Raw genomic sequence first — 19,711 nt, forward strand, 5'->3', positions numbered from 1 at the left:
GGGGACGCAGCCGGCGTCCTGGGGGACTGAGCCGGGGCCCTGGGGGGCTCGGGGAAAGCTGACACCTCTGGCGGTCCCGGCGGGCTCCGCCCCGGCGGCGCCGCGGTCCTCCCGGGCACGCAGCGTCATCGCACGACAGCGGGGTCGTTACGCAGCCGTTGCCGGGTGGGTTGTCGCCGACCCCGCCCGGCGCGGTAGCGTCGACCTTGCCATGGACCTCGCATTCATTCCCAGCCCGTCGGTCGGCGTCGTACATCTCGGCCCGATCCCGCTGCGCGGCTACGCATTCTGCATCATCATCGGCGTCTTCGTCGGCGTCTGGCTCGGCAACAAGCGCTGGGTACAGCGCGGCGGCCGCTCCGGCACCGTCGCTGACATCGCCGTGTGGGCCGTGCCCTTCGGGCTGGTCGGCGGCCGCCTCTACCACGTCATCACGACGTACGAGCCGTACTTCGGCCCCAACGGCCACCCGCTCGACGCCTTCAAGGTGTGGGAGGGCGGCCTCGGCATCTGGGGCGCGGTCGCCCTCGGCGCCGTGGGCGCCTGGATCGGCTGCCGCCGGCGGGGCATCCCGCTGCCCGCGTACGCCGACGCGCTGGCGCCCGGTCTGGCCATCGGGCAGGCGATCGGCCGCTGGGGCAACTGGTTCAACCAGGAGCTGTACGGCAAGCCGACCGATGTCCCGTGGGCGCTGCAGATCAGCTCCGACCCGGCGATCGGACGGATCGGCGGCACCTACCACCCGACCTTCCTCTACGAGAGCCTGTGGTGCCTCGGAGTGGCGGCGCTGGTGATCTGGGCCGACAAGCGCTTCCGGCTCGGCCACGGGCGGGCCTTCGCGCTGTACGTCGCCGCCTACTGCGCCGGGCGCGCCTGGATCGAGTACATGCGGGTCGACGAGGCGCACCACATCCTGGGCCTGCGGCTCAACGTCTGGACCGCGCTGCTCGTGTTCGTTCTGGCCATCGCCTACCTGGTGGTCTCCGCCAAGAAGGCACCCGGCCGGGAAGCGGTCGTCGAACCGGGGGCGCAGCTCGCCGACGGTGAGGGCGTGGACGAGAGCGGCGAAGGCGCCAAGGACGCGGACGGCGCCACGGGCGCCGAGAGCGCCGCAGACGCCGGGGCCACCGCCGATGCCGCGGCCGTGAAGTCGTCGCCGACGCCGGGCGCCGGCGGGACGGCGCAGGCCGAGGAGCCCGCAACGTCCGAGAAGTCCGCGGAGCCCGCGAAGGACGAGCCCGCGAAGGACGAGCCCGCGGGCGAGAAGGCCGAGGACGCGGCGGACGCCCCCGCGGCGGATGCCGCCAAGCCCGCCGGCAGCGGCAGCACCAAGAAGTCCTGAGGCGGCCACCGGCCGCGACAGCGCCGGGCGGACCCGATACGTCGGATCCGCCCGGCGCTGTGCTGTCCGGGGCACCGGCGTTGCGTGCCGGGGCGTTGCCGTGCCGTCAGCGCCGGCGCTCGGCCAGCTCCAGCACCCGCCGGGCCCCCGCCACCACCGCCGCGTCCACGAATCTGCCGTCCGGCAGCGCCAGTGCCCCGCCGCCCTCCGCCGTGGCCGCCCGTACCGTCTCCCGTGCCGCCGCGATCTCCTCCGCCGAAGGGAGGTACGCGGCCTCGATGACCGGCAGCTGGCGGGGGTGGACCGCCGCCCGGCCCAGGAACCCCAGGCCTCGGCCCGCCGCACAGGATCGGGCCAGCCCGTCCAGATCACGGACGTCCGGGAAGACCGACTGCGGCGGCGGGGCCAGACCGGCCGCGCGGGCGGCGACCACGGCACGGCCGCGCGGCCAGGCCAGCCCCGCGTCGTCCCGCACCCCCAGCTCCCCGCACAGATCGGCCTCGCCGAGCGCGATTCCGCGCAGCGCCGGGTGGGCGGTGGCGATGGCGAAGGCGTGCTCGATGCCCAGCGCGGATTCGAGCAGGGCGTACAGGGCCGGGGTGGCGGGGAGCGTGCCCGGGGCGGCGGGGAGGGTGCCCGGGGCGGGCGCGGCCGCTGGAGTGAGGGTGACGGTGGTGGTCCCCGTGGCCGTACGGGACGGGGTGTGGTGGCCCGCGAGGGCGTGCCCGGCCGGTCGTACCGCCCCTTCCGCGGCGTACCCGGCCCCTTCCGCGGCGCCGGGGAGGTACCCGGGGGCGGGCTGTGCCGCCGTCGTCGCCCAGTCGGCGGCGCGGTGGACATCCGCCGGGCTCTGCACCTTCGGCAGCCGCAGACCGGCCAGGCCCGGCAGCGCGGCGAGCGTGCGGATCTCGTGCGCGGCGAGCGGGCCGTCCAGCGCATTGACGCGGACATGGACCGGGCAGGGGCCCGGGGAGGGGTCGCTCAGCAGCTCGGCGGCAGCGCGCAGGGCGTGCTCCTTGCGGTCAGGGGCGACCGCGTCCTCCAGGTCGACGACGACCACATCGGCCCCGGAGCCGAGCGCCCTGGCGACCACCTCGGGGCGGTCCCCGGGAACGTACAGCCAGGTCAGCGGCGTGGGAACGGCGACCGGGCGGGGCGGGGGAGCCGGCGTCACAGCGCACCCGCCGCGCGCAGCCCGTCGATCTCGGGCCCGGTCAGGCCGATGCCGGCGAGCACTTCGTCCGTGTCCGCGCCGTGCGGGCGCCCTGCCCACCGGATGGCGCCCGGCGTTGCGGAGAGCCGGAAGAGGACGTTCTGCATCCGGACGGTACCGAGTTCGTCGTCCGGGACCTCGGTGATCGTGCCCAGCGCCTGGTATTGCGGATCCGCCATCACCTCGCGGATGTCGTAGACGGGTGCCACCGCCGCTTCGGCCTTCTCGAAGGCGGCCAGCACCTCGGCCCGGTCGTGCCGGGCGATCCAGTCGGCGACCGCCGTATCGAGCTCATCGGCGTGCCGGGCACGCCCCGCGCCGGTCGCGAACCAGGGCTCGTCGATCACCTCGGGCCGGCCGACCAGCCGCATCACCCGCGCGGCGACCGACTCGGCGGAGGTGGAGACCGCCACCCAGGAGCCGTCGGCGGTGCGGTAGGTGTTGCGCGGCGCGACATTGGCGGAGCGGTTGCCGGTCCGCGGCTGGATGTGACCGAGCTGGTCGTACCAGAGCGGCTGGGGGCCGAGGACGGTGAGCATCGGTTCGATCAGTGCCAGGTCGATGACCTGGCCGTGCCCGTTTGCCGCCCGGGCGTGCAGCGCGGCCATCACGGCGTACGACGTGGTCAGCGCGGCGATCGCGTCGGCGAGGCCGAACGGCGGCAGGGTCGGCGGGCCGTCCGGCTCTCCGGTGATCGCGGCGAAGCCGCTCATCGCCTCGGCCAGGGTGCCGAACCCGGGGCGGCGGGCGTACGGGCCGAACTGCCCGAAACCGGTGACCCGGGCCAGCACCAGCCGCGGGTTGCGCGCGGACAGCTCGTCCCAGCCCAGCCCCCACCGCTCCAGGGTCCCGGGCCGGAAGTTCTCGATGACGACGTCCGCCCCGGCGGCCAGCCGCAGCAGGACCTCCCGGCCCTCCGGGTGGGAGAGGTCGAGGGTGAGGGTCTTCTTGTTGCGGCCCAGCAGCTTCCACCACAGTCCGATGCCGTCCTTGGCGGGCCCGTGGCCGCGTGCCGGATCGGGGCGGTGCGGATGCTCGACCTTGATCACCTCGGCGCCGTAGTCCCCCAGCAGGGTGGCGGCGAGCGGCCCGGCGAACAGCGTGGCGAGATCGAGTACCCGCAGCCCGGCGAGCGGACCGGGGGACGGGGGCTCGGGGGAGGGGCACTCGGGGGCGGTCCGGTCGCCGGCGCCTGGCCCGGGCCTCCCGGACAGGGACGGATCGGTCATGGTGCGGGTGCCTCCGGTCGGTCGGGTGCGGGGCGGAGCACGGCCAGTGCGGCGGTACGGGCCGCGAGGGCGTCGAAGCCGATGCCGTCCAGCCCGCCGACGCCGGTGGCGAGCCGGCCCTTCAGCGGTGCCGTCCAGCGGGCGGGCAGCGCCTCGGGCGATCCGGCGAGCAGCCCGGTCAGCGAACCGGCCGTGGCGCCGTTGGAGTCGGTGTCCCAACCGCCGGACACCACACGGCAGATGGAGCCGGTGAAGTCACCGTCGGCGTGGGTGAGCGCGGCGGCCAGCAGCGCCGCGTTCGGCACGGCATGCACCCAGTGGTGGTGCCCGTACGCGGCGTGCAGCCGGTCGACGACGGTCGCGAAGCCGGCCGGCGTACCGGTGGGCTCGTCGTGCGCCGCCGCGATACCCCGGCGGACGGCCTGCGCGAGCCGGGAGTGCGCCGGGATCACCGCCAGCCCGGCCCGCAGCGCGCCGTGCACATCGGCGGCCGGGCCGGCTGCCGCGGCGAGCGCGGCGGCCGTGAACATCGCGGCGTACACCCCGTTCGCGGTATGGCTGAGGGTGGCGTCCCGCCAGGCCTGCGCGGCGGCGGCCGCCGGGTCGCCGGGGTGGGTCCAGCCGAAGACGTCGGCGCGGATCTGCGCGCCGATCCACTCCCGGAACGGGTTGCGGTACCACGCGGTGTGCGGCGGCTCGATGCCGTCCAGGAGATTGCGGTACGCCAGGCGTTCGGCGGTGAAGGTACGGCCTGCCGGGAGCTCGTCCAGCCACAGCCGCGCGACATCGGCGGTGGTGAAGCCGTGGCCGTGGCGTTCGAGGAGCAGCAGGCCGAGCAGGGGGTAGTTGAGGTCGTCGTCCTCGGGCATGCCGTCGATGTTCTCGGCGAGCGAGGTGGCGCGGCTGCGGCGGTTCCACGGGTAGCGCGCGGCCACCGCCGGATCGAGCCCGGCCCCGGTGAAGTACGCGGCCGGCGGCCAGTTGCCGGTCGCCCGGGCGAGCGCGCGCACACCGTTGAGCGGCAGCTTCTCGACGGGCTTGCCGAGCAGACAGCCGGCCGCCCGCCCGAGCCAGGCGGCCTCCAGACGGGCAGTCACCTGACGGGCGTCTTCCGGACGGCCCGTCAGGGTGCGGTCCGTGCGGTCCGTGCGGTCCGTGCGGTCTGTGTGGTCCGTGTGGTCTGTGCGGTCCGTGCGGTCCGTGCGGTCCGCCGGGCGGGGCCGGCGGCCGGCCGGCGCCCAGGTCGCCTGGATGTCCGACAGGCCGGTGGGCTCGTCGGCCTCCGACGGGCAGGGCAGCTGCGCGAGTTCATCGAGCAGTGTCCCTGCGAGGGCGCGCAGGGCCGGGTCCGCGGGGCGGGGGGAGGCACCCGACCGGGCGGGCGCCGTCGTGCCGCCCGCCGCCCGCCAGCGCCGCGCGATCCCGGCGGCGTCCCGGCCGTCCTCCGCCGCCTGCCGTAGCTCGTGGCCGATCAGGTCCTCGGGCTGCACCCAGGTCACCCGGAGCGGATCCGCGCAAAGGGGCCGGACGACGGCCGCCGTGGCCGTCACCGCCCGCCCGCCTCCGTCATCGCCGGGATGGCCGAGATCGCGGTGAAGGCCTGCTCGTGGGTGCGGGCGCGGGCCCGGTCACGGGTGAAGACCTCGCGGGCGACGGTGGCCAGCGCGGCTCCGGGCGCCTGCAGATCGAGACGGCTGGCGCGGGCGACCTCCTCGCTCCACTCGGCCGGTACCGCCGCCGCGCCGCGCAGCGCGCCGACGAGCGCGCCGCTCATCGTGGCGATCGAGTCGCAGTCGCGGCCGTAGTTGACCGCGCCGAGGACCGTGGCCCGGAAGTCGCCGCCACCGGTCAGCAACATGCCCAGGGCGATGGGGAGTTCTTCGACGGCGTGCAGCCGGGAGGGGCGCCGGGCGCCGAGCGACGGGTTGCGGTAGTCCGGTCCCACCGTGTCGAAGGGGGCGACGGCCGCACGCAGCGGCGCCGGCGCAGACTCGGGGCCGGTGAGCGACGACGCGGCCTCGCAGACCGCCTCGATCGCGGCCCGGGTGCCGTCCTTGGCCAGCCGCAGCGCCTGGACGACGACCGAGGACGGGGTGGCGTCCGGCAGGAACGCGGCGGCCACGGCCGCGGCGAACACCCCCGCCGCCTCCCGCCCGTAGGAGGCCTGGTGCGCACCGGCGATGTCCAGCGCCTCGGCGTACGCCCGGTCCGGGTTGCCGGCGTTGACGATGCCGACCGGAGCCATGTACATCGCCGCACCACAGTTGACGATGTTGCCGACGCCCGCCTCGCGGGGGTCCGCGTGCCCGTAGTGCAGCCGCGCCACGATCCACTTCTCGGCGAGGAAGATCCGCTGCAGCGGCAGCGCCTCGGCCTCCAGTTCCGGGATCCAGCGCGGGGTGCCGATCAGGTCCGGGACGAGGTGGCCGGCGATGTCATAGGCGTCCAGGTGGTCGCGCACGGTTTCGTAGACCCGCACCAGCGCATGCGTCATCAAGGTGTCGTCGGTGACGTGGCCGTCGCCCTTGTGGTACGGCGCGATCGGGCGGGCGGTGCGCCAGTTGTCGTGGAACGGTCCGACGATGCCCTCGACCCGGCCGCCGTGCCGCTTGACGATCTCCTCCGGCGACCAGCCCTCCACGGGCCCGCCGAGCGCGTCGCCGACGGCGGCGCCGACCAGGCATCCGGCCGCCCGGTCCTCCAGGGACGGCGGAGCGGAGACGACGGGCGGCACCGGACCCGTGGGCGACGGCTCGGCGACCGGGGGGACGGTGCGGGCCGGGAGGGTCCGGACGGCCCGGGGCGCCCCCGCTCCGGGGGCGTCCGGCGCATCCGGCGTCTCCGGTGTCGCGGCCGGTGTCGCATTTCGCGCCGCGGCCGGTGTCTGCTCGCTTGCGTACGTCATGTGCGGGTGAGTCCTTCCACGGTGGGGGAGAGGGAGGCGGCCGGAAGGGCGCCGGGGACGGCATCGGGGAGAGCCGGCGGGACGGCCGTCCCGGTGGCTTCGGGGGCGGTCAGTTCCGTACCGGCGAGCAGCCCGGCCAGTTCGACGAGGTCCGTGCCGGCCAGCCGTGGCAGCGCACAGCCGGACAGCACCCGGCAGGCGTCGCGCCAGGTGCGGGGCAGGGCGTGGGCACCGCCGAGCACTCCGGTCAGGGCCCCGGCCAGGGCCGGCGCGGAGTCGGCGACCCGGGAGAGGCAGGCGGCGGCCGGTACCGCCTCGGCCACCAGCCCGTCCGTGGCCAGCGCGAGCGCCAGTGCCACCGGGACGGTCTCGGCCGCGGCGATGCCGTAGCTGTAGACGTGGTCGACGATCTCGTGCTCCAGCACGGGCACCAGCGCGAAGGCGGTGCCGAAGCGGCCGGGACGGCTCCGGCCGTCGGTGGCGAAGGCCCGGGCGAGCCGGACCGCGTGCAGGGCGTTGCGGCGGATCTCGGTGCCCTCGGGAAGCTGGTCCAGGGCCGCCTCCACACAGCCGCCCGCCGCCGCACCGCCCAGCGCGGCCGCCACCGCGGCGGCCATCGCCCGGGCGCCGTGCACCCCGTCGCCGTCCTGGGTGTAGCGCGCGTCGTACTCGGCCAGGTCGGCGGCGGCGGACGGCTCGCCGGGGTGCACCACGGCCAGTACGGCGGCGCGTACACAGGCCGCGTCGTCGAAGAAGTGCGGGTTGTCGTGGCCGGTGGCGGGCGGCCGCAGTCCCGCGGCGAGGTTGCCGAGCCCGGCCCGCACCGAGATCCGGGCGCGCAGCGGCAGCACGGCGGACTCCACCTCGGGTGCCCGGTCGGCGGCCGCCGCGACCTCGCCGGCCAGGGCGTTCCAGGCGAGGTCGATCGCGGCGCGCATCCGGCGGTCCCGGCCCAGGTCGCTGAGGAGCGCACCGGCCGCGGTGAGCACCGACTCGGCGGTGAAGGCCGCCCACTCGGCGTCGTCGGAGGGACCCAGCCGCAGCGGCTCGGGCGGCTGGTTCAGCGCGATCGGCACCGGCAGCGTCGTGGTCGCGTTCTGCTCGGCGAAGGTGTCCAGCTCACGGGTCAGCCGGCGGGTCCACTCCGGCATCCGCGCCGCCCGGTGCCGGGCCGCGGGCCATCCGGCGGCGTCGCCCGCGGCCAGCCCGAGCAGCAGCCCTTCGATACGGCTACGGGCGCATGCGGTGTCCGGGGGGCCTTCCGGAGCAAAGGCGGCGGCGTCCCGCGCGGCGGGCCCGCAGGTCACCCGGCCCCCGTCCGGGCCGCGACGCCGCTGCCGGCGTTGAGCCCGCTGCCGGCGCCGAGCCCGCTGCCGGCGCCGAGGCCGCTGCCGGCGCCGAGGCCGCTGCCGGCGCCGAGGCGGCTGCCGGCGCCGAGGCCGATCCCCGCCCCGATGCCGCTGGCGGCCCCGCGCCGCGCGGCGGCAGGCGCCCCGTCCACCTGCGGCGTCAGCAGGTCCGCGATGTCCAGGACGTGGTAGCCCGCCATCGACGGCAGACAGCTGCCGCGCGCCGGGCCGATGGCCCCGTCCCAGTCCTCGGGGATCGCGGCGGCGCCGCACAGCGCACCGGCCAGCGCACCGGCCACGGCCGCCGTGGTGTCGGCGTCCCGCCCCATGTTCACCGCGGTCAGCACCGAGCCGCGGAAGTCGCCACGCGCCGCCGCGAACGCGCCGAAGGCCAGCCCGACGGCCTCGGGCGCCAGATCCGTCCAGGGGTAGCCGCCGACCACGACCGCCGAGCGCACCGCCCGCTCGGTGCCGAGCTGGGTGAGGCCCGGGTCGTACCGGGAGCGCTGGGCGGCGCCGACCGCCCGGCGCAGGGAGCGGGCGGTCCAGGAGTCCTCCGGTACGACGGACAGCGCGGCGGCGATCACCGCGTCGGTGTTGGGGGCCCCTCCTGGACCGAGGGGGGCGCCCCCGGCCGAACCGAGCGGAGACCGGGGGAGCAGCGCAGACCGGGGGATTGCCGACGGCCCGTGGGGGAGGGCGACCATGGCCGCCGCGACCCCGGCGGCCACCGCCCGGCCGCCGTAGATCCCCTCCCCGTCGTGGCTGACGGTGCCGTCGATGGCGACCAGCCGGGCGGCCTCGGCGGGCCGTCCGGCGGCGAACACCCCGAACGGCGCGGCGCGCATGGCCAGCCCGTCGCTCCAGGCGTGCCGGTGCTGGGCGGAGATCGGGGCGGCCAGGCCCCGGCGCAGGTTCTCCAGGGTGCCGCGCTCGCTGAAGCCCGCGCCGCGGAACGGCCCCTCGTCGCGGTCCGCGATCCACTGGTGCCATGCGGCCTCGACATGGGCGACGGTCAGCGCCGAGCCGTGCCCGGCGAGCAGCAGCCCCGAGAAGATCGCGTACTCGGTGTCGTCGGTGCCGGCCGGGTCGTCCTCGACGTACCCCTCGATCCGGCCCCAGCGGGCGCGGATCTGCGAGGGCTTCATGTTCTCCGCGGGGGCGCCGAGCGCATCGCCGACGGCGAGCCCGAGCATCGCGCCGCGGGCCCGGTCGCGCATCGCCTCCTCCGCGGCGGCGGGCACGGCCGGATCCGCGGGCGGGGAGTGCGCTGCGCTCATGGGCGTGCCGTTCTGTCGTACGGGCCGGACCGCCGCCCGTGACCGCGGGGCGCCGGCCGGTTTCGGGCCGCTGCGCTGTATCCGTGCCACGCGGCGGCCCGCCTCTCCTGTCCCGGGCGGCAGGGTCACCCGGTCGACTCCACCGGAGGGCACCCTGAGCCGGACCGCCCGAGGGCCCGAAAAGGGGGTGTGACCCGGATCTCATCGCCACCCTTGAGGAAAAACCGCAGGTCAGCGCGGTAAGTTCGGCCTTCCTTGCTAGCGGCGGAGGGTAATGGGCGCATAGCTTCGAGGTGTTGGAGGGGGAAGTGCCGCCATCGGCCCACACCTCGCTGCAGGGAGTAGGTACCGATATGTCCGTCATGGAGATCATGGATGCCGCGGCGCCGACGCATGTGGCCCACCGCGACAACCACACCCACCGCGATGTGAACGGCGGCTGGCTGCGCCCCGCCGTCTTCGGCGCGATGGACGGGCTGGTCTCGAACCTCGCCCTGATGACAGGTGTCGCCGGAGGTGCGCTGTCGCAGCAGACGATCATCATCACCGGCCTGGCGGGACTGGCCGCCGGGGCCTTCTCGATGGCCGCGGGGGAGTACACCTCGGTCGCCTCGCAGCGTGAGCTGGTGCAGGCCGAGCTGGACATCGAGCGGTCCGAGCTGCGCAAGCACCCGAAGGACGAGCTGGAGGAGCTGGCGGCGCTCTACGAGTCCCGCGGGGTCGAGCCGGCGCTCGCCCGGCAGGTCGCCGCGCAGCTGTCCAGGGACCCGGAGCAGGCCCTGGAGATCCATGCCCGCGAGGAATTGGGCATCGACCCGTCCGACCTTCCTTCGCCCACCGTCGCCGCGGTCTCCTCCTTCGGATCGTTTGCGCTGGGCGCGCTGCTGCCTGTCCTTCCTTATCTGCTGGGGGCGTCCGCGATCTGGCCCGCGGTCCTGCTCGCGCTGGCCGGACTGTTTGCCTGTGGTGCCGTGGTGGCGCGGGTGACGGCTCGCTCCTGGTGGTTCAGCGGGCTGCGGCAGCTGGCTCTCGGCGGCGCGGCCGCGGGTGTGACGTACGCCCTGGGAGCACTGTTCGGAACCGTCGTAGGCTGACGTGTCATACGGGTGACTGCATAATTACCGCGTTACCCAGCGGTTTCGGTTTGTTGGCGACCGGGCATAAGGCCCAGGCGTCGCGGGCAACGTCGCTCGCCGAACGCCGCCTTGTGGGACGGCCTGGATTCCGTCCGTGCACTGACTCACCGCCCGTGCGGTGTCCGCATGTTGGAAGCCCCTTTTCGCTTTTTGAGAAGGGAGTCATCCTGTAACCTGCACGAAATTTCGCGGAGGGCCAACGTCGTCCCTCGGCAATGCCTATGCCACGACGACGTTGGGAGAGCCGATGCGTTTTGCGTCCACGCACTCCGCGACCACCAGCAGCGCCAGCGCCGCCGCCTGGTCGCCCATGGACGGCCGCCCTGCCCAGCAGGGCATGTACGACCCGCGCAACGAGCACGACGCCTGTGGCGTCGGCTTTGTGGCCACCCTCACCGGCGAGGCCAGCCACGCACTGGTCGAGCAGGCACTCACCGTCCTGACGAATCTGGAGCACCGCGGTGCCACCGGCTCCGAGCCCGACTCGGGTGACGGCGCCGGCATCCTGCTCCAGGTGCCGGACGCATTCCTTCGCGAGAACGTCACCTTCGAGCTCCCCGAGGCCGGCGCCTACGCCGTCGGCATCGCCTTCCTGCCGTCCGATGCCCAGGAAGCGGCCGACGCCGTCGCGCGCATCGAGGCGATCGCCGGTGAAGAGGACCTGGACGTCATCGGCTGGCGGGTGGTCCCGGTCGCCCCGCAGCTGCTGGGCAACGGCGCCCGCGCCACCATGCCCGCCTTCTCCCAGATCTTCGTCGGCGACGGCAAGAACACCGGTCTGGCGCTGGACCGCAAGGCCTTCGCGCTGCGCAAGCGCGCCGAGCGGGAGGCCGGGGTCTACTTCCCCTCGCTGTCCGCCCGGACGATCGTCTACAAGGGCATGCTGACCACCGGCCAGCTGGAGCCCTTCTTCCCGGACCTGTCCGACCGCCGCTTCGCCACCGCCGTCGCGCTGGTCCACTCGCGGTTCTCCACCAACACCTTCCCGAGCTGGCCGCTCGCCCACCCGTACCGCTTCGTCGCGCACAACGGCGAGATCAACACGGTCAAGGGCAACCGCAACTGGATGCGGGCCCGCGAGTCGCAGCTCGCCACCAAGCTCTTCGGCAAGGAGAACGCCGAGAACCTGGAGCGGCTGTTCCCGGTCTGCACCCCGGACGCCTCCGACTCCGCCTCCTTCGACGAGGTCCTGGAACTGCTCCACCTCGGCGGCCGCTCGCTGCCGCACTCGGTGCTGATGATGGTCCCCGAGGCGTGGGAGAACTCCCCCTCCATGGACCCGGCCCGGCGCGCCTTCTACCAGTACCACTCCACGATGATGGAGCCCTGGGACGGCCCGGCCTGTGTCACCTTCACCGACGGCGTCCAGGTCGGCGCGGTCCTCGACCGCAACGGCCTGCGCCCCGGCCGCTACTGGGTCACCGACGACGGCCTGGTCGTGCTCTCCTCCGAGGTCGGCGTCCTGGACATCGACCCCGCCAAGGTGGTCCGCAAGGGCCGCCTGCAGCCCGGCCGGATGTTCCTCGTGGACACCGCCGAGGGCCGCATCATCGAGGACGACGAGATCAAGGCGCAGCTCGCCGCCGAGCAGCCCTACCAGGAGTGGCTGGACTCCGGTCTGATCGAGCTGGCCGACCTGCCCGAGCGTGAGCACATCGTGCACACCCACGCCTCGGTCACCCGCCGCCAGCAGACCTTCGGCTACACCGAGGAAGAGCTGCGCGTCATCCTCGCCCCGATGGCCAAGGCCGGCGCCGAGCCCATCGGCTCGATGGGCACCGACTCGCCGATCGCCGCTCTCTCCGAGCGCCCCCGGCTGCTCTTCGACTACTTCACCCAGCTCTTCGCGCAGGTCACCAACCCGCCGCTGGACGCCATCCGCGAGGAGCTGGTCACCTCGCTGATCTCCTCCCTCGGCCCCCAGGGCAACCTCCTGGAGCCCACCGCGGCCTCCTGCCGCAGCGTGACCCTGCCCTTCCCGGTCATCGACAACGACGAGCTGGCCAAGCTCGTCCACATCAACGCCGACGGCGACATGCCCGGCATGAAGGCCGTGACCCTCTCCGGCCTCTACCGGGTCTCCGGCGGCGGCGAGTCGCTGGCCGCCCGGATCGAGGAGATCTGCGCCGAGGCCGACGCCGCCATCGACGACGGCGCCCGGCTGATCGTGCTCTCCGACCGGCACTCCGACGCCGAGCACGCGCCGATCCCGTCGCTGCTGCTGACCGCCGCGGTCCACCACCACCTCATCGGCACCAAGGAGCGCACCCAGGTCGGTCTGCTCGTCGAGGCCGGCGATGTGCGCGAGGTGCACCACGTCGCGCTGCTCATCGGCTTCGGTGCCGCGGCCGTCAACCCGTACCTGGCCATGGAGTCGGTCGAGGACCTGGTCCGCGCCGGCACCTTCCTGCCGGGCGTCGAGGCCGAGGCCGCTATCAAGAACCTGATCAAGGCGCTCGGCAAGGGCGTCCTGAAGGTCATGTCCAAGATGGGCATCTCCACCGTCGCCTCCTACCGCGGCGCGCAGGTCTTCGAGGCCGTGGGTCTGGACGAGGAGTTCGTCGCCCGGTACTTCCACGGCACCGCCACCAAGATCGGCGGCGCGGGCCTGGACGTCATCGCCAAGGAGGTCGCCGCCCGGCACGCCAAGGCCTACCCGGCCTCCGGCATCGCCGCCACGCACCGCGCGCTGGACATCGGCGGCGAGTACCAGTGGCGCCGCGAGGGCGAGCCGCACCTCTTCGACCCGGACACCGTCTTCCGGCTCCAGCACTCCACCCGCTCGCGCCGCTACGACATCTTCAAGCAGTACACGGACCGGGTGAACGAGCAGTCCGAGCGGCTGATGACGCTGCGCGGCCTGTTCTCCATCGCCTCCGAGCGCCCCTCGATCCCGATCGAGGAGGTCGAGCCGGCGTCCGAGATCGTCAAGCGCTTCTCCACCGGCGCCATGTCGTACGGCTCCATCTCCCAGGAGGCGCACGAGACGCTGGCCATCGCCATGAACCAGCTGGGCGGCAAGTCCAACACCGGTGAGGGCGGCGAGGACCCGGACCGTCTCTACGACCCGGCGCGCCGCTCCTCCATCAAGCAGGTCGCCTCCGGCCGCTTCGGTGTGACCTCCGAGTACCTGGTCAACTCCGACGACATCCAGATCAAGATGGCCCAGGGCGCCAAGCCCGGCGAGGGCGGCCAGCTGCCCGGCCACAAGGTCTACCCGTGGGTCGCCAAGACCCGGCACTCCACCCCGGGCGTCGGCCTGATCTCCCCGCCGCCGCACCACGACATCTACTCCATCGAGGACCTGGCTCAGCTGATCCACGACCTCAAGAACGCCAACCCGCAGGCCCGCATCCACGTGAAGCTGGTCTCCGAGGTCGGCGTCGGCACGGTCGCCGCGGGTGTCTCCAAGGCGCACGCGGACGTGGTCCTGATCTCCGGCCACGACGGCGGTACGGGCGCCTCGCCGCTCACCTCGCTCAAGCACGCGGGCGGCCCCTGGGAGCTCGGCCTGGCCGAGACCCAGCAGACGCTGCTGCTCAACGGCCTGCGCGACCGCATCGTGGTGCAGACCGACGGCCAGCTCAAGACCGGGCGCGATGTCGTCATCGCCGCCCTGCTGGGCGCCGAGGAGTACGGCTTCGCGACCGCCCCGCTGGTCGTCTCCGGCTGCGTCATGATGCGCGTGTGCCACCTCGACACCTGCCCGGTCGGCATCGCCACCCAGAACCCGACGCTGCGCGAGCGGTTCAGCGGTAAGGCCGAGTACATCGTCAACTTCTTCCAGTTCATCGCCGAAGAGGTCCGTGAGCTGCTGGCCGAGCTGGGCTTCAGCACCCTCGACGAGGCCATCGGCCACGCCGAGCTGCTGAACACCTCCCGCGCGGTGGACCACTGGAAGGCGCAGGGCCTGGACCTGGCCCCGCTGCTGCACGTCCCCGAGCTGGCCGACGGCGCGGTGCGCCACCAGGTCATCGAGCAGGACCACGGCCTGGAGAAGGCGCTCGACAACGAGCTGATCAAGCTCGCCGCCGACGCCCTGGCCGCGGACACCGCCGAGGACGCCCAGCCGGTCCGGGCACAGATCGCGATCCGGAACATCAACCGGACCGTCGGCACCATGCTCGGCCACGAGGTCACCAAGAAGTTCGGTGGCGCGGGCCTGCCCGACGACACCATCGACATCACCTTCACCGGCTCGGCCGGCCAGTCCTTCGGCGCGTTCCTGCCGCGCGGCATCACGCTGCGCCTGGAGGGCGACGCCAACGACTACGTCGGCAAGGGCCTCTCGGGCGGCCGGGTCGTCGTCCGCCCGGACCGCGGCGCGGACCACCTGGCGGAGTACTCCACCATCGCCGGCAACACCCTCGCCTACGGCGCCACCGGCGGCGAGCTGTACCTGCGCGGCCGGGTCGGCGAACGCTTCTGCGTCCGCAACTCCGGTGCCACGGTGGTCTCCGAGGGCGTCGGAGACCACGGCTGCGAGTACATGACCGGCGGCAACGCGGTCGTGCTGGGCGAGACGGGCCGTAACTTCGCGGCCGGCATGTCCGGCGGCTTCGCCTACGTCATCGACCTCGACAAGGCCAACGTCAACAAGGAGCTCGTCGACGCGGTGAACCCGCTGAACGACGACGACAAGCAGTGGCTGCACGACGTCGTGCAGCGCCACCAGGAGGAGACCGGCTCCACCGTCGCCGCCAAGCTCCTCGCCGACTGGGATGCCGCGGCCGCGCGCTTTTGCAAGGTCATCCCGCCCACCTACCAGGCAGTGCTCGTCGCCAAGGACGCCGCTGAGCAGGCCGGACTCTCCGAGTCCGAGACCCACGAGAAGATGATGGAGGCGGCGACCAATGGCTGACCCCAAGGGCTTCCTGAACCACGAGCGCGAGATCGCCAAGACCCGCCCCGTCGAGGAGCGCGTCAAGGACTGGAACGAGGTCTACCAGCCCGGCTCCCTGCTGCCGATCATCAGCAAGCAGGCGTCGCGCTGCATGGACTGCGGTATCCCGTTCTGCCACAACGGCTGCCCGCTCGGAAACCTCATCCCCGAGTGGAACGACTACGCCTACCGCGAGGACTGGACCGAGGCCAGCGAGCGGCTGCACGCGACCAACAACTTCCCGGAGTTCACCGGTCGCCTGTGCCCCGCGCCCTGTGAGGCCGCCTGTGTGCTGGGCATCAACCAGCCGCCGGTGACCATCAAGAACGTCGAGGTCTCCATCATCGACAAGGCGTGGGACAACGGGGACGTCACCCCGCAGCCGCCCGAGCGCCTGTCCGGCAAGACCGTCGCCGTCATCGGCTCGGGCCCCGCGGGCCTGGCCGCCGCCCAGCAGCTGACCCGGGCCGGCCACACCGTCGCCGTCTACGAGCGCGCGGACCGTATCGGCGGTCTTCTCCGCTACGGCATCCCCGAGTTCAAGATGGAGAAGCGCCACATCAACCGCCGCATCGAGCAGATGCGCACGGAGGGCACCAAGTTCCGCACCGAGGTGGAGATCGGCCGGGACCTCGACGCCAAGAAGCTGCGCAAGCGCTACGACGCCGTGGTCATCGCCGCCGGCTCCACCACCTCCCGCGATCTGCCGGTGCCCGGCCGCGAGCTGAACGGCATCCACTTCGCGATGGAGTACCTTCCGCTCGCCAACAAGGTGCAGGAGGGCGACCTGACCGTCGCCCCGATCAGCGCCGAGGGCAAGCACGTGGTCGTCATCGGCGGCGGCGACACCGGCGCGGACTGCGTCGGCACCGCCCACCGCCAGGGCGCGGCCTCGGTCACCCAGCTGGAGATCATGGGCAAGCCGGGCGACGAGCGGAACGCCAACCAGCCCTGGCCGACCTTCCCGATGCTCTACAAGGTCACCTCCGCGCACGAGGAGGGCGGCGACCGGCTCTACTCCGTCTCCACCACCCACTTCGAGGGCGACGAGGACGGCAACGTCCAGTGGCTGCACCTGACCGAGGTGGAGTTCAAGGACGGCCGCCCGGAGCCGAAGCCCGGCACCGAGCGGAAGATCCCGGCCCAGCTGGTCACCCTCGCCATGGGCTTCACCGGCACCGACCGGGAGAACGGCCTGGTCGAGCAGTTCGGCCTGGAGCTCGACGAGCGCGGCAACATCGCCCGCGACGCGGACTTCGCCACCAACGTCCCCGGCGTGTACGTCGCCGGTGACGCCGGCCGCGGCCAGTCGCTGATCGTGTGGGCCATCGCCGAGGGCCGTTCCGCGGCCAAGGGCGTGGACCGCTTCCTGACCGGAGTCAGCGCCCTGCCGGCTCCCATCAAGCCGACGGATCGCGCACTGACCGTGTGATCCGTCCCCCGATGTCCCGTACAACGTCGTGCGGAACAACCGCGGCGCCTGTCCCCCTCCCCCGACCGGGAGGGCAGGCGCCGCGGGCCTGTGCCGTCGCGCCCGGTCCCCCGGACCGGGCCCGGCGCCCCGGGCGCGCTACGCGCCGCCGCTCCCGGCGGGGAAGCGCCTCCCCAACTGCCGGGCCATTTCCCGTGCGGGCGCCGGTACGGCCGGTGGCGGGGGAGTGCCCGACGGCCGGAAATCGTGCACCGGCGCACGCCAGGCATCCAGGTCGGGCCGTTGGCCGCACAGCGGCACCACCCACCGCGGATCGGCATGCACCCGCAGCACCTGCGCCTCGATCTGCGTCCACGCCCCGTCGGTGACCGTCCGCTCTCCGACCCGGCGGGCCTCCAACTGCACCGGGCAGTGCGCCAGTCGGGGCGGCCGTACCAATTCGGACGGCTCCGTCCACGGCGCATCCGTGGAGCAGGGCATGCCGCCCGGCTCCTCCTCGGTTCCCGCTCCGTCCGGCGGCAGATTGAAGACCACGTCCGGGCGCACCGCGAGATTCCGCGCGGTCCGGCCGCGGGCCGGCAGCCAGACGCTGACGACCGGCCCGAGCTCCCACCGGATGCGCAGCTCGACCAGCACGAATGTCCCGTCGTCGTTCTCCGTGGACAGCAGCGCCGGGACGACCGAACTGCTCTTCTCCAGCGCGACTTTCATGGCCTTGAGGATAGAAGCCGGTTGATTCGGTGCTCACCGAAATGTTATCAGAGGTTACTCTGTGTACATGAAACGATGGGACGCCGATCAGGAAAGCGTCGCGGAGACCCCCGATCTGGCCGCCCTCGCGGCGCTGCTCGCGGACCGCACCCGTGCCGCCATCTGCATGGCCCTGCTCGACGGCGGCGCCTGGACCGCCGGTGAACTGGCCGAATACGCCGCGGTGGCGCCCTCCACCGCCACCGAACACCTCAACCTCCTGGTCGCCGGAGGCCTGCTCGCCGAGGAACGGCAGGGGCGGCGGCGCTACGTACGCCTGGCCGGACCGGAGGCCGCGGAGACCCTGGAGAACCTTGCCGGTCTGGCGCCCTACCGCCAGGTCCCGGTCCGCTCCCTGGCCGAGGCCAACCACCGCAGGGCCCTGCATCACGCCCGGACGTGCTACGACCACATCGCCGGTGCGCTCGGCGTCGCCATCGTCGAGGCGATGACCGAACGCGGCCTGCTGGGGCGGGACTACGGCCCGGTGCTGACCGTGGACGGGGCCGGCTGGCTGACCGCTCTCGGCATCCCCGACACCGGTCCCTCGGCGGCCCACCGGGCTCATGTCCGCACCTGCCTCGACTGGACGGTGCGCCGCCGGCACCTCTCCGGCGCGGTCGGCGCCGCCCTCTACCGGCACGCCCTGGAGCGCGGCTGGGTCGTCAAGGCCGTCGCCACCCGCATCCTCACCGTCACCGCGGCGGGCCGTACGGCCTTCCGCGCGCAGCTCGGACTGCCCGACGAGGCGCTGTTCCCCTCCCTCGGCTTCGCCCCGACGCCGCCCGGCGGCCCCGGGGCGCTCAGTCCTCGCCGACCTGGCTGATCCGGTCGTCGCCGAGCTTGCGCTGGGTGTCCTGGAGCAGGATCCGCAGCAGCCCGGCGAGCTGCTTCTGCTGCCCGGGGGTCAGGCCGTCGGTCAACTCGGCCTCGCGGTGCAGTACTTCGCCGACCGTGGCCTCGACCTTCTCGTGGCCGGCCGGGGTCAGCTCGACCAGGACCGTGCGGGGGCGGCCCTCGCCGGGCCGCCGGGTGACCAGCCCCTCGCGCTCGGCGCGGGTCACCCGCTGGGAGATCGCCCCCGCGGTGACCAGGGAGCGGCGGCTGAGTTCACGGGTGGTCAGGGTGTACGGCGCGCCGCTGCGGCGCAGCACGCTGAGCAGATCGAGGGTGGCCGGGTCCATCCCGGCGCCGGCCAGCACCCGGCGCCGGTCGTCGCCCAGCAGCTTCGCCAGCTGCCAGATCGGCGTCACGATGCCGATGGAGGAGACCGGGGTGCCGGGGCGTTCCCGTTCCCAGGCGGCGGCGATCTCCTCGACGGGATACGGGGAAGCGGGGGCCGCCGGGTGGCCGGAGTCGTCCCCCGCCTCGAAGTCTCTTGTCACGGGCCCTCCCGGGGATGGTACGTTCAGCTCTAAATTTAGACCTGAACGTGATGGACGGAGCTCAGCATATGTCACGCACCATCCTGGTCACCGGCGGCGGCACCGGCATCGGACGCGCCGTCGCCCACCACTTCGCGGACGCCGGTGACGACGTCATCGTCACCGGCCGGCGCCCCGGCTCGCTCGACGAGACAGCAGCCGGCCGCCGGACCGTGCGCCCACTGGTGTGCGACCACACCGACCCCCGGGCGCTCACCGCGCTGCTCGCCGGGCTCCCCGAGCGGATCGACGTCCTGGTCAACAACGCCGGGGGCAACACCGACCTCGACGCGGACGACGCCGCCGACCTGGCGGCCTACGCCCGCAACTTCCGTGCCAACCTCGACGCCAACCTGCTCAGCGCCGCGCTGACCACCAGGGCGCTGGACGACCGGCTCGCGGCCGGCGGCGCGGTCGTCCACCTCGGATCGATCGCCGCCGACCACGGCAACGGCGCCTACGGAGCGGCCAAGGCCGGCCTTGCCTCCTGGAACATCGGGCTGTCCCGGACGCTCGGCCCCCGCGACATCACCACCAACGTCGTCTCGCCCGGCTATATCGCCGGCACCGACTTCTTCCGCGACCAGCTCACCGACGAGCGGCGCGACCAATTGGTGGCCGCCGCGGCGGTGGGCCGCGCCGGGTCCCTCGCCGACATCACCGGCACGGTGGCCTTCCTTGCCTCACCGGCGGCCCGGCACATCACCGGCCAGGTGCTGAACGTCAACGGCGGTACCCGCGGCACCCGTTGAGGCTTCCCCGGCTCGGC

At 73.7% G+C, this 19,711-nt stretch carries 14 protein-coding genes; 6 read left to right on the forward strand and 8 right to left on the reverse strand.

Annotated features, from left to right (window positions below; all coding sequences use genetic code 11):
- Positions 1–211 precede the first annotated feature (211 nt).
- The gene (gene lgt, locus ACGFR7_RS16410; protein ID WP_393318910.1) at positions 212–1,342 is read left to right on the forward strand and encodes a prolipoprotein diacylglyceryl transferase; all 1,131 of its coding nucleotides are present in this window, start codon (positions 212–214) and stop codon (positions 1,340–1,342) included.
- Positions 1,343–1,448: 106 nt separating this feature from the next.
- Here lgt and ACGFR7_RS16415 read toward each other — a convergent pair whose 3' ends face one another.
- The 6 genes from ACGFR7_RS16415 to ACGFR7_RS16440 are packed head-to-tail and all read right to left on the reverse strand — an operon-like array spanning position 1,449 to position 9,318.
- Entirely contained in the window at positions 1,449–2,471 is a 1,023-nt protein-coding gene (locus ACGFR7_RS16415; RefSeq protein WP_393319408.1) for an HpcH/HpaI aldolase/citrate lyase family protein, read from the reverse strand.
- Between the two features lie 41 nt (positions 2,472–2,512).
- Positions 2,513–3,784, reverse strand: a complete 1,272-nt coding sequence (locus ACGFR7_RS16420) for a CaiB/BaiF CoA transferase family protein (RefSeq protein ID WP_393318913.1) — start codon at positions 3,782–3,784, stop codon at positions 2,513–2,515.
- Entirely contained in the window at positions 3,781–5,283 is a 1,503-nt protein-coding gene (locus ACGFR7_RS16425) for an ADP-ribosylglycohydrolase family protein (protein ID WP_393318916.1), read from the reverse strand. Before ACGFR7_RS16425 ends, ACGFR7_RS16420 begins: the two co-directional genes overlap by 4 nt.
- A 47-nt stretch (positions 5,284–5,330) precedes the next feature.
- Positions 5,331–6,689: an ADP-ribosylglycohydrolase family protein gene (locus tag ACGFR7_RS16430; protein ID WP_393318919.1), complete on the reverse strand. Its 1,359-nt coding sequence runs from the start codon at positions 6,687–6,689 to the stop codon at positions 5,331–5,333.
- On the reverse strand, positions 6,686–7,996 hold the full coding sequence (locus ACGFR7_RS16435) for an ADP-ribosylglycohydrolase family protein (protein ID WP_393318922.1): 1,311 nt from the start codon (positions 7,994–7,996) through the stop codon (positions 6,686–6,688). The genes ACGFR7_RS16430 and ACGFR7_RS16435 overlap by 4 nt, the downstream gene beginning before the upstream one ends.
- Positions 7,993–9,318 (reverse strand): ADP-ribosylglycohydrolase family protein, encoded by a 1,326-nt coding sequence (locus ACGFR7_RS16440; RefSeq protein ID WP_393318925.1) that lies wholly within the window; start codon positions 9,316–9,318, stop codon positions 7,993–7,995. The genes ACGFR7_RS16435 and ACGFR7_RS16440 overlap by 4 nt, the downstream gene beginning before the upstream one ends.
- A 362-nt stretch (positions 9,319–9,680) precedes the next feature.
- Between ACGFR7_RS16440 and ACGFR7_RS16445 the strand changes: the two genes are divergently transcribed.
- The 3 genes from ACGFR7_RS16445 (at position 9,681) to ACGFR7_RS16455 (ending at position 16,768) form a co-directional block, all read left to right on the forward strand.
- The gene (locus tag ACGFR7_RS16445) at positions 9,681–10,412 is read left to right on the forward strand and encodes a VIT1/CCC1 transporter family protein (RefSeq protein WP_393319411.1); all 732 of its coding nucleotides are present in this window, start codon (positions 9,681–9,683) and stop codon (positions 10,410–10,412) included.
- Between the two features lie 289 nt (positions 10,413–10,701).
- A complete protein-coding gene (gene gltB / locus ACGFR7_RS16450) occupies positions 10,702–15,315 on the forward strand; it encodes a glutamate synthase large subunit (RefSeq protein WP_393318928.1) in 4,614 nt (1,537 codons plus the stop codon).
- A complete protein-coding gene (locus tag ACGFR7_RS16455) occupies positions 15,308–16,768 on the forward strand; it encodes a glutamate synthase subunit beta (RefSeq protein WP_393318931.1) in 1,461 nt (486 codons plus the stop codon). Before gltB ends, ACGFR7_RS16455 begins: the two co-directional genes overlap by 8 nt.
- 138 nt (positions 16,769–16,906) lie before the next feature.
- Here the strand turns inward: ACGFR7_RS16455 and ACGFR7_RS16460 are convergent, their stop codons facing one another.
- Complete coding sequence (locus tag ACGFR7_RS16460) at positions 16,907–17,479, reverse strand: hypothetical protein (RefSeq protein ID WP_393318934.1); 573 nt, start codon at positions 17,477–17,479, stop codon at positions 16,907–16,909.
- 67 nt (positions 17,480–17,546) lie between these two features.
- Between ACGFR7_RS16460 and ACGFR7_RS16465 the strand changes: the two genes are divergently transcribed.
- Positions 17,547–18,344, forward strand: a complete 798-nt coding sequence (locus tag ACGFR7_RS16465) for an ArsR/SmtB family transcription factor (protein ID WP_393318937.1) — start codon at positions 17,547–17,549, stop codon at positions 18,342–18,344.
- Here ACGFR7_RS16465 and ACGFR7_RS16470 read toward each other — a convergent pair.
- A complete protein-coding gene (locus ACGFR7_RS16470; protein ID WP_393318940.1) occupies positions 18,322–18,903 on the reverse strand; it encodes a MarR family winged helix-turn-helix transcriptional regulator in 582 nt (193 codons plus the stop codon). The two genes, ACGFR7_RS16465 and ACGFR7_RS16470, sit on opposite strands and share 23 nt — an antisense overlap.
- A gap of 68 nt (positions 18,904–18,971) precedes the next feature.
- On the opposite strand from ACGFR7_RS16470, the gene ACGFR7_RS16475 reads away from it, so the two are divergent.
- Positions 18,972–19,694, forward strand: coding sequence for an SDR family NAD(P)-dependent oxidoreductase (locus ACGFR7_RS16475; protein ID WP_393318943.1), 723 nt, complete (start codon positions 18,972–18,974; stop codon positions 19,692–19,694).
- Positions 19,695–19,711 lie beyond the last annotated feature (17 nt).

Origin of the sequence: Streptomyces sp. NPDC048516, from assembly GCF_043199875.1 — a bacterium.
In the GTDB taxonomy this organism is placed as follows: Bacteria; Actinomycetota; Actinomycetes; order Streptomycetales; family Streptomycetaceae; genus Streptomyces.

Bases quoted from the DNA above. Each gene is read 5' to 3' on its own strand.
- ACGFR7_RS16440 (WP_393318925.1), bottom strand. From the start codon at position 9,318: ATGAGCGCAGCGCACTCCCCGCCCGCGGATCCGGCCGTGCCCGCCGCC.
- lgt (WP_393318910.1), top strand. From the start codon at position 212: ATGGACCTCGCATTCATTCCCAGCCCGTCGGTCGGCGTCGTACATCTC.
- ACGFR7_RS16430 (WP_393318919.1), bottom strand. From the start codon at position 6,689: ATGACGTACGCAAGCGAGCAGACACCGGCCGCGGCGCGAAATGCGACA.
- ACGFR7_RS16445 (WP_393319411.1), top strand. From the start codon at position 9,681: ATGGAGATCATGGATGCCGCGGCGCCGACGCATGTGGCCCACCGCGAC.
- ACGFR7_RS16420 (WP_393318913.1), bottom strand. From the start codon at position 3,784: ATGACCGATCCGTCCCTGTCCGGGAGGCCCGGGCCAGGCGCCGGCGAC.
- ACGFR7_RS16475 (WP_393318943.1), top strand. From the start codon at position 18,972: ATGTCACGCACCATCCTGGTCACCGGCGGCGGCACCGGCATCGGACGC.
- ACGFR7_RS16465 (WP_393318937.1), top strand. From the start codon at position 17,547: ATGAAACGATGGGACGCCGATCAGGAAAGCGTCGCGGAGACCCCCGAT.
- ACGFR7_RS16455 (WP_393318931.1), top strand. From the start codon at position 15,308: ATGGCTGACCCCAAGGGCTTCCTGAACCACGAGCGCGAGATCGCCAAG.
- ACGFR7_RS16460 (WP_393318934.1), bottom strand. From the start codon at position 17,479: ATGAAAGTCGCGCTGGAGAAGAGCAGTTCGGTCGTCCCGGCGCTGCTG.
- gltB (WP_393318928.1), top strand. From the start codon at position 10,702: ATGCGTTTTGCGTCCACGCACTCCGCGACCACCAGCAGCGCCAGCGCC.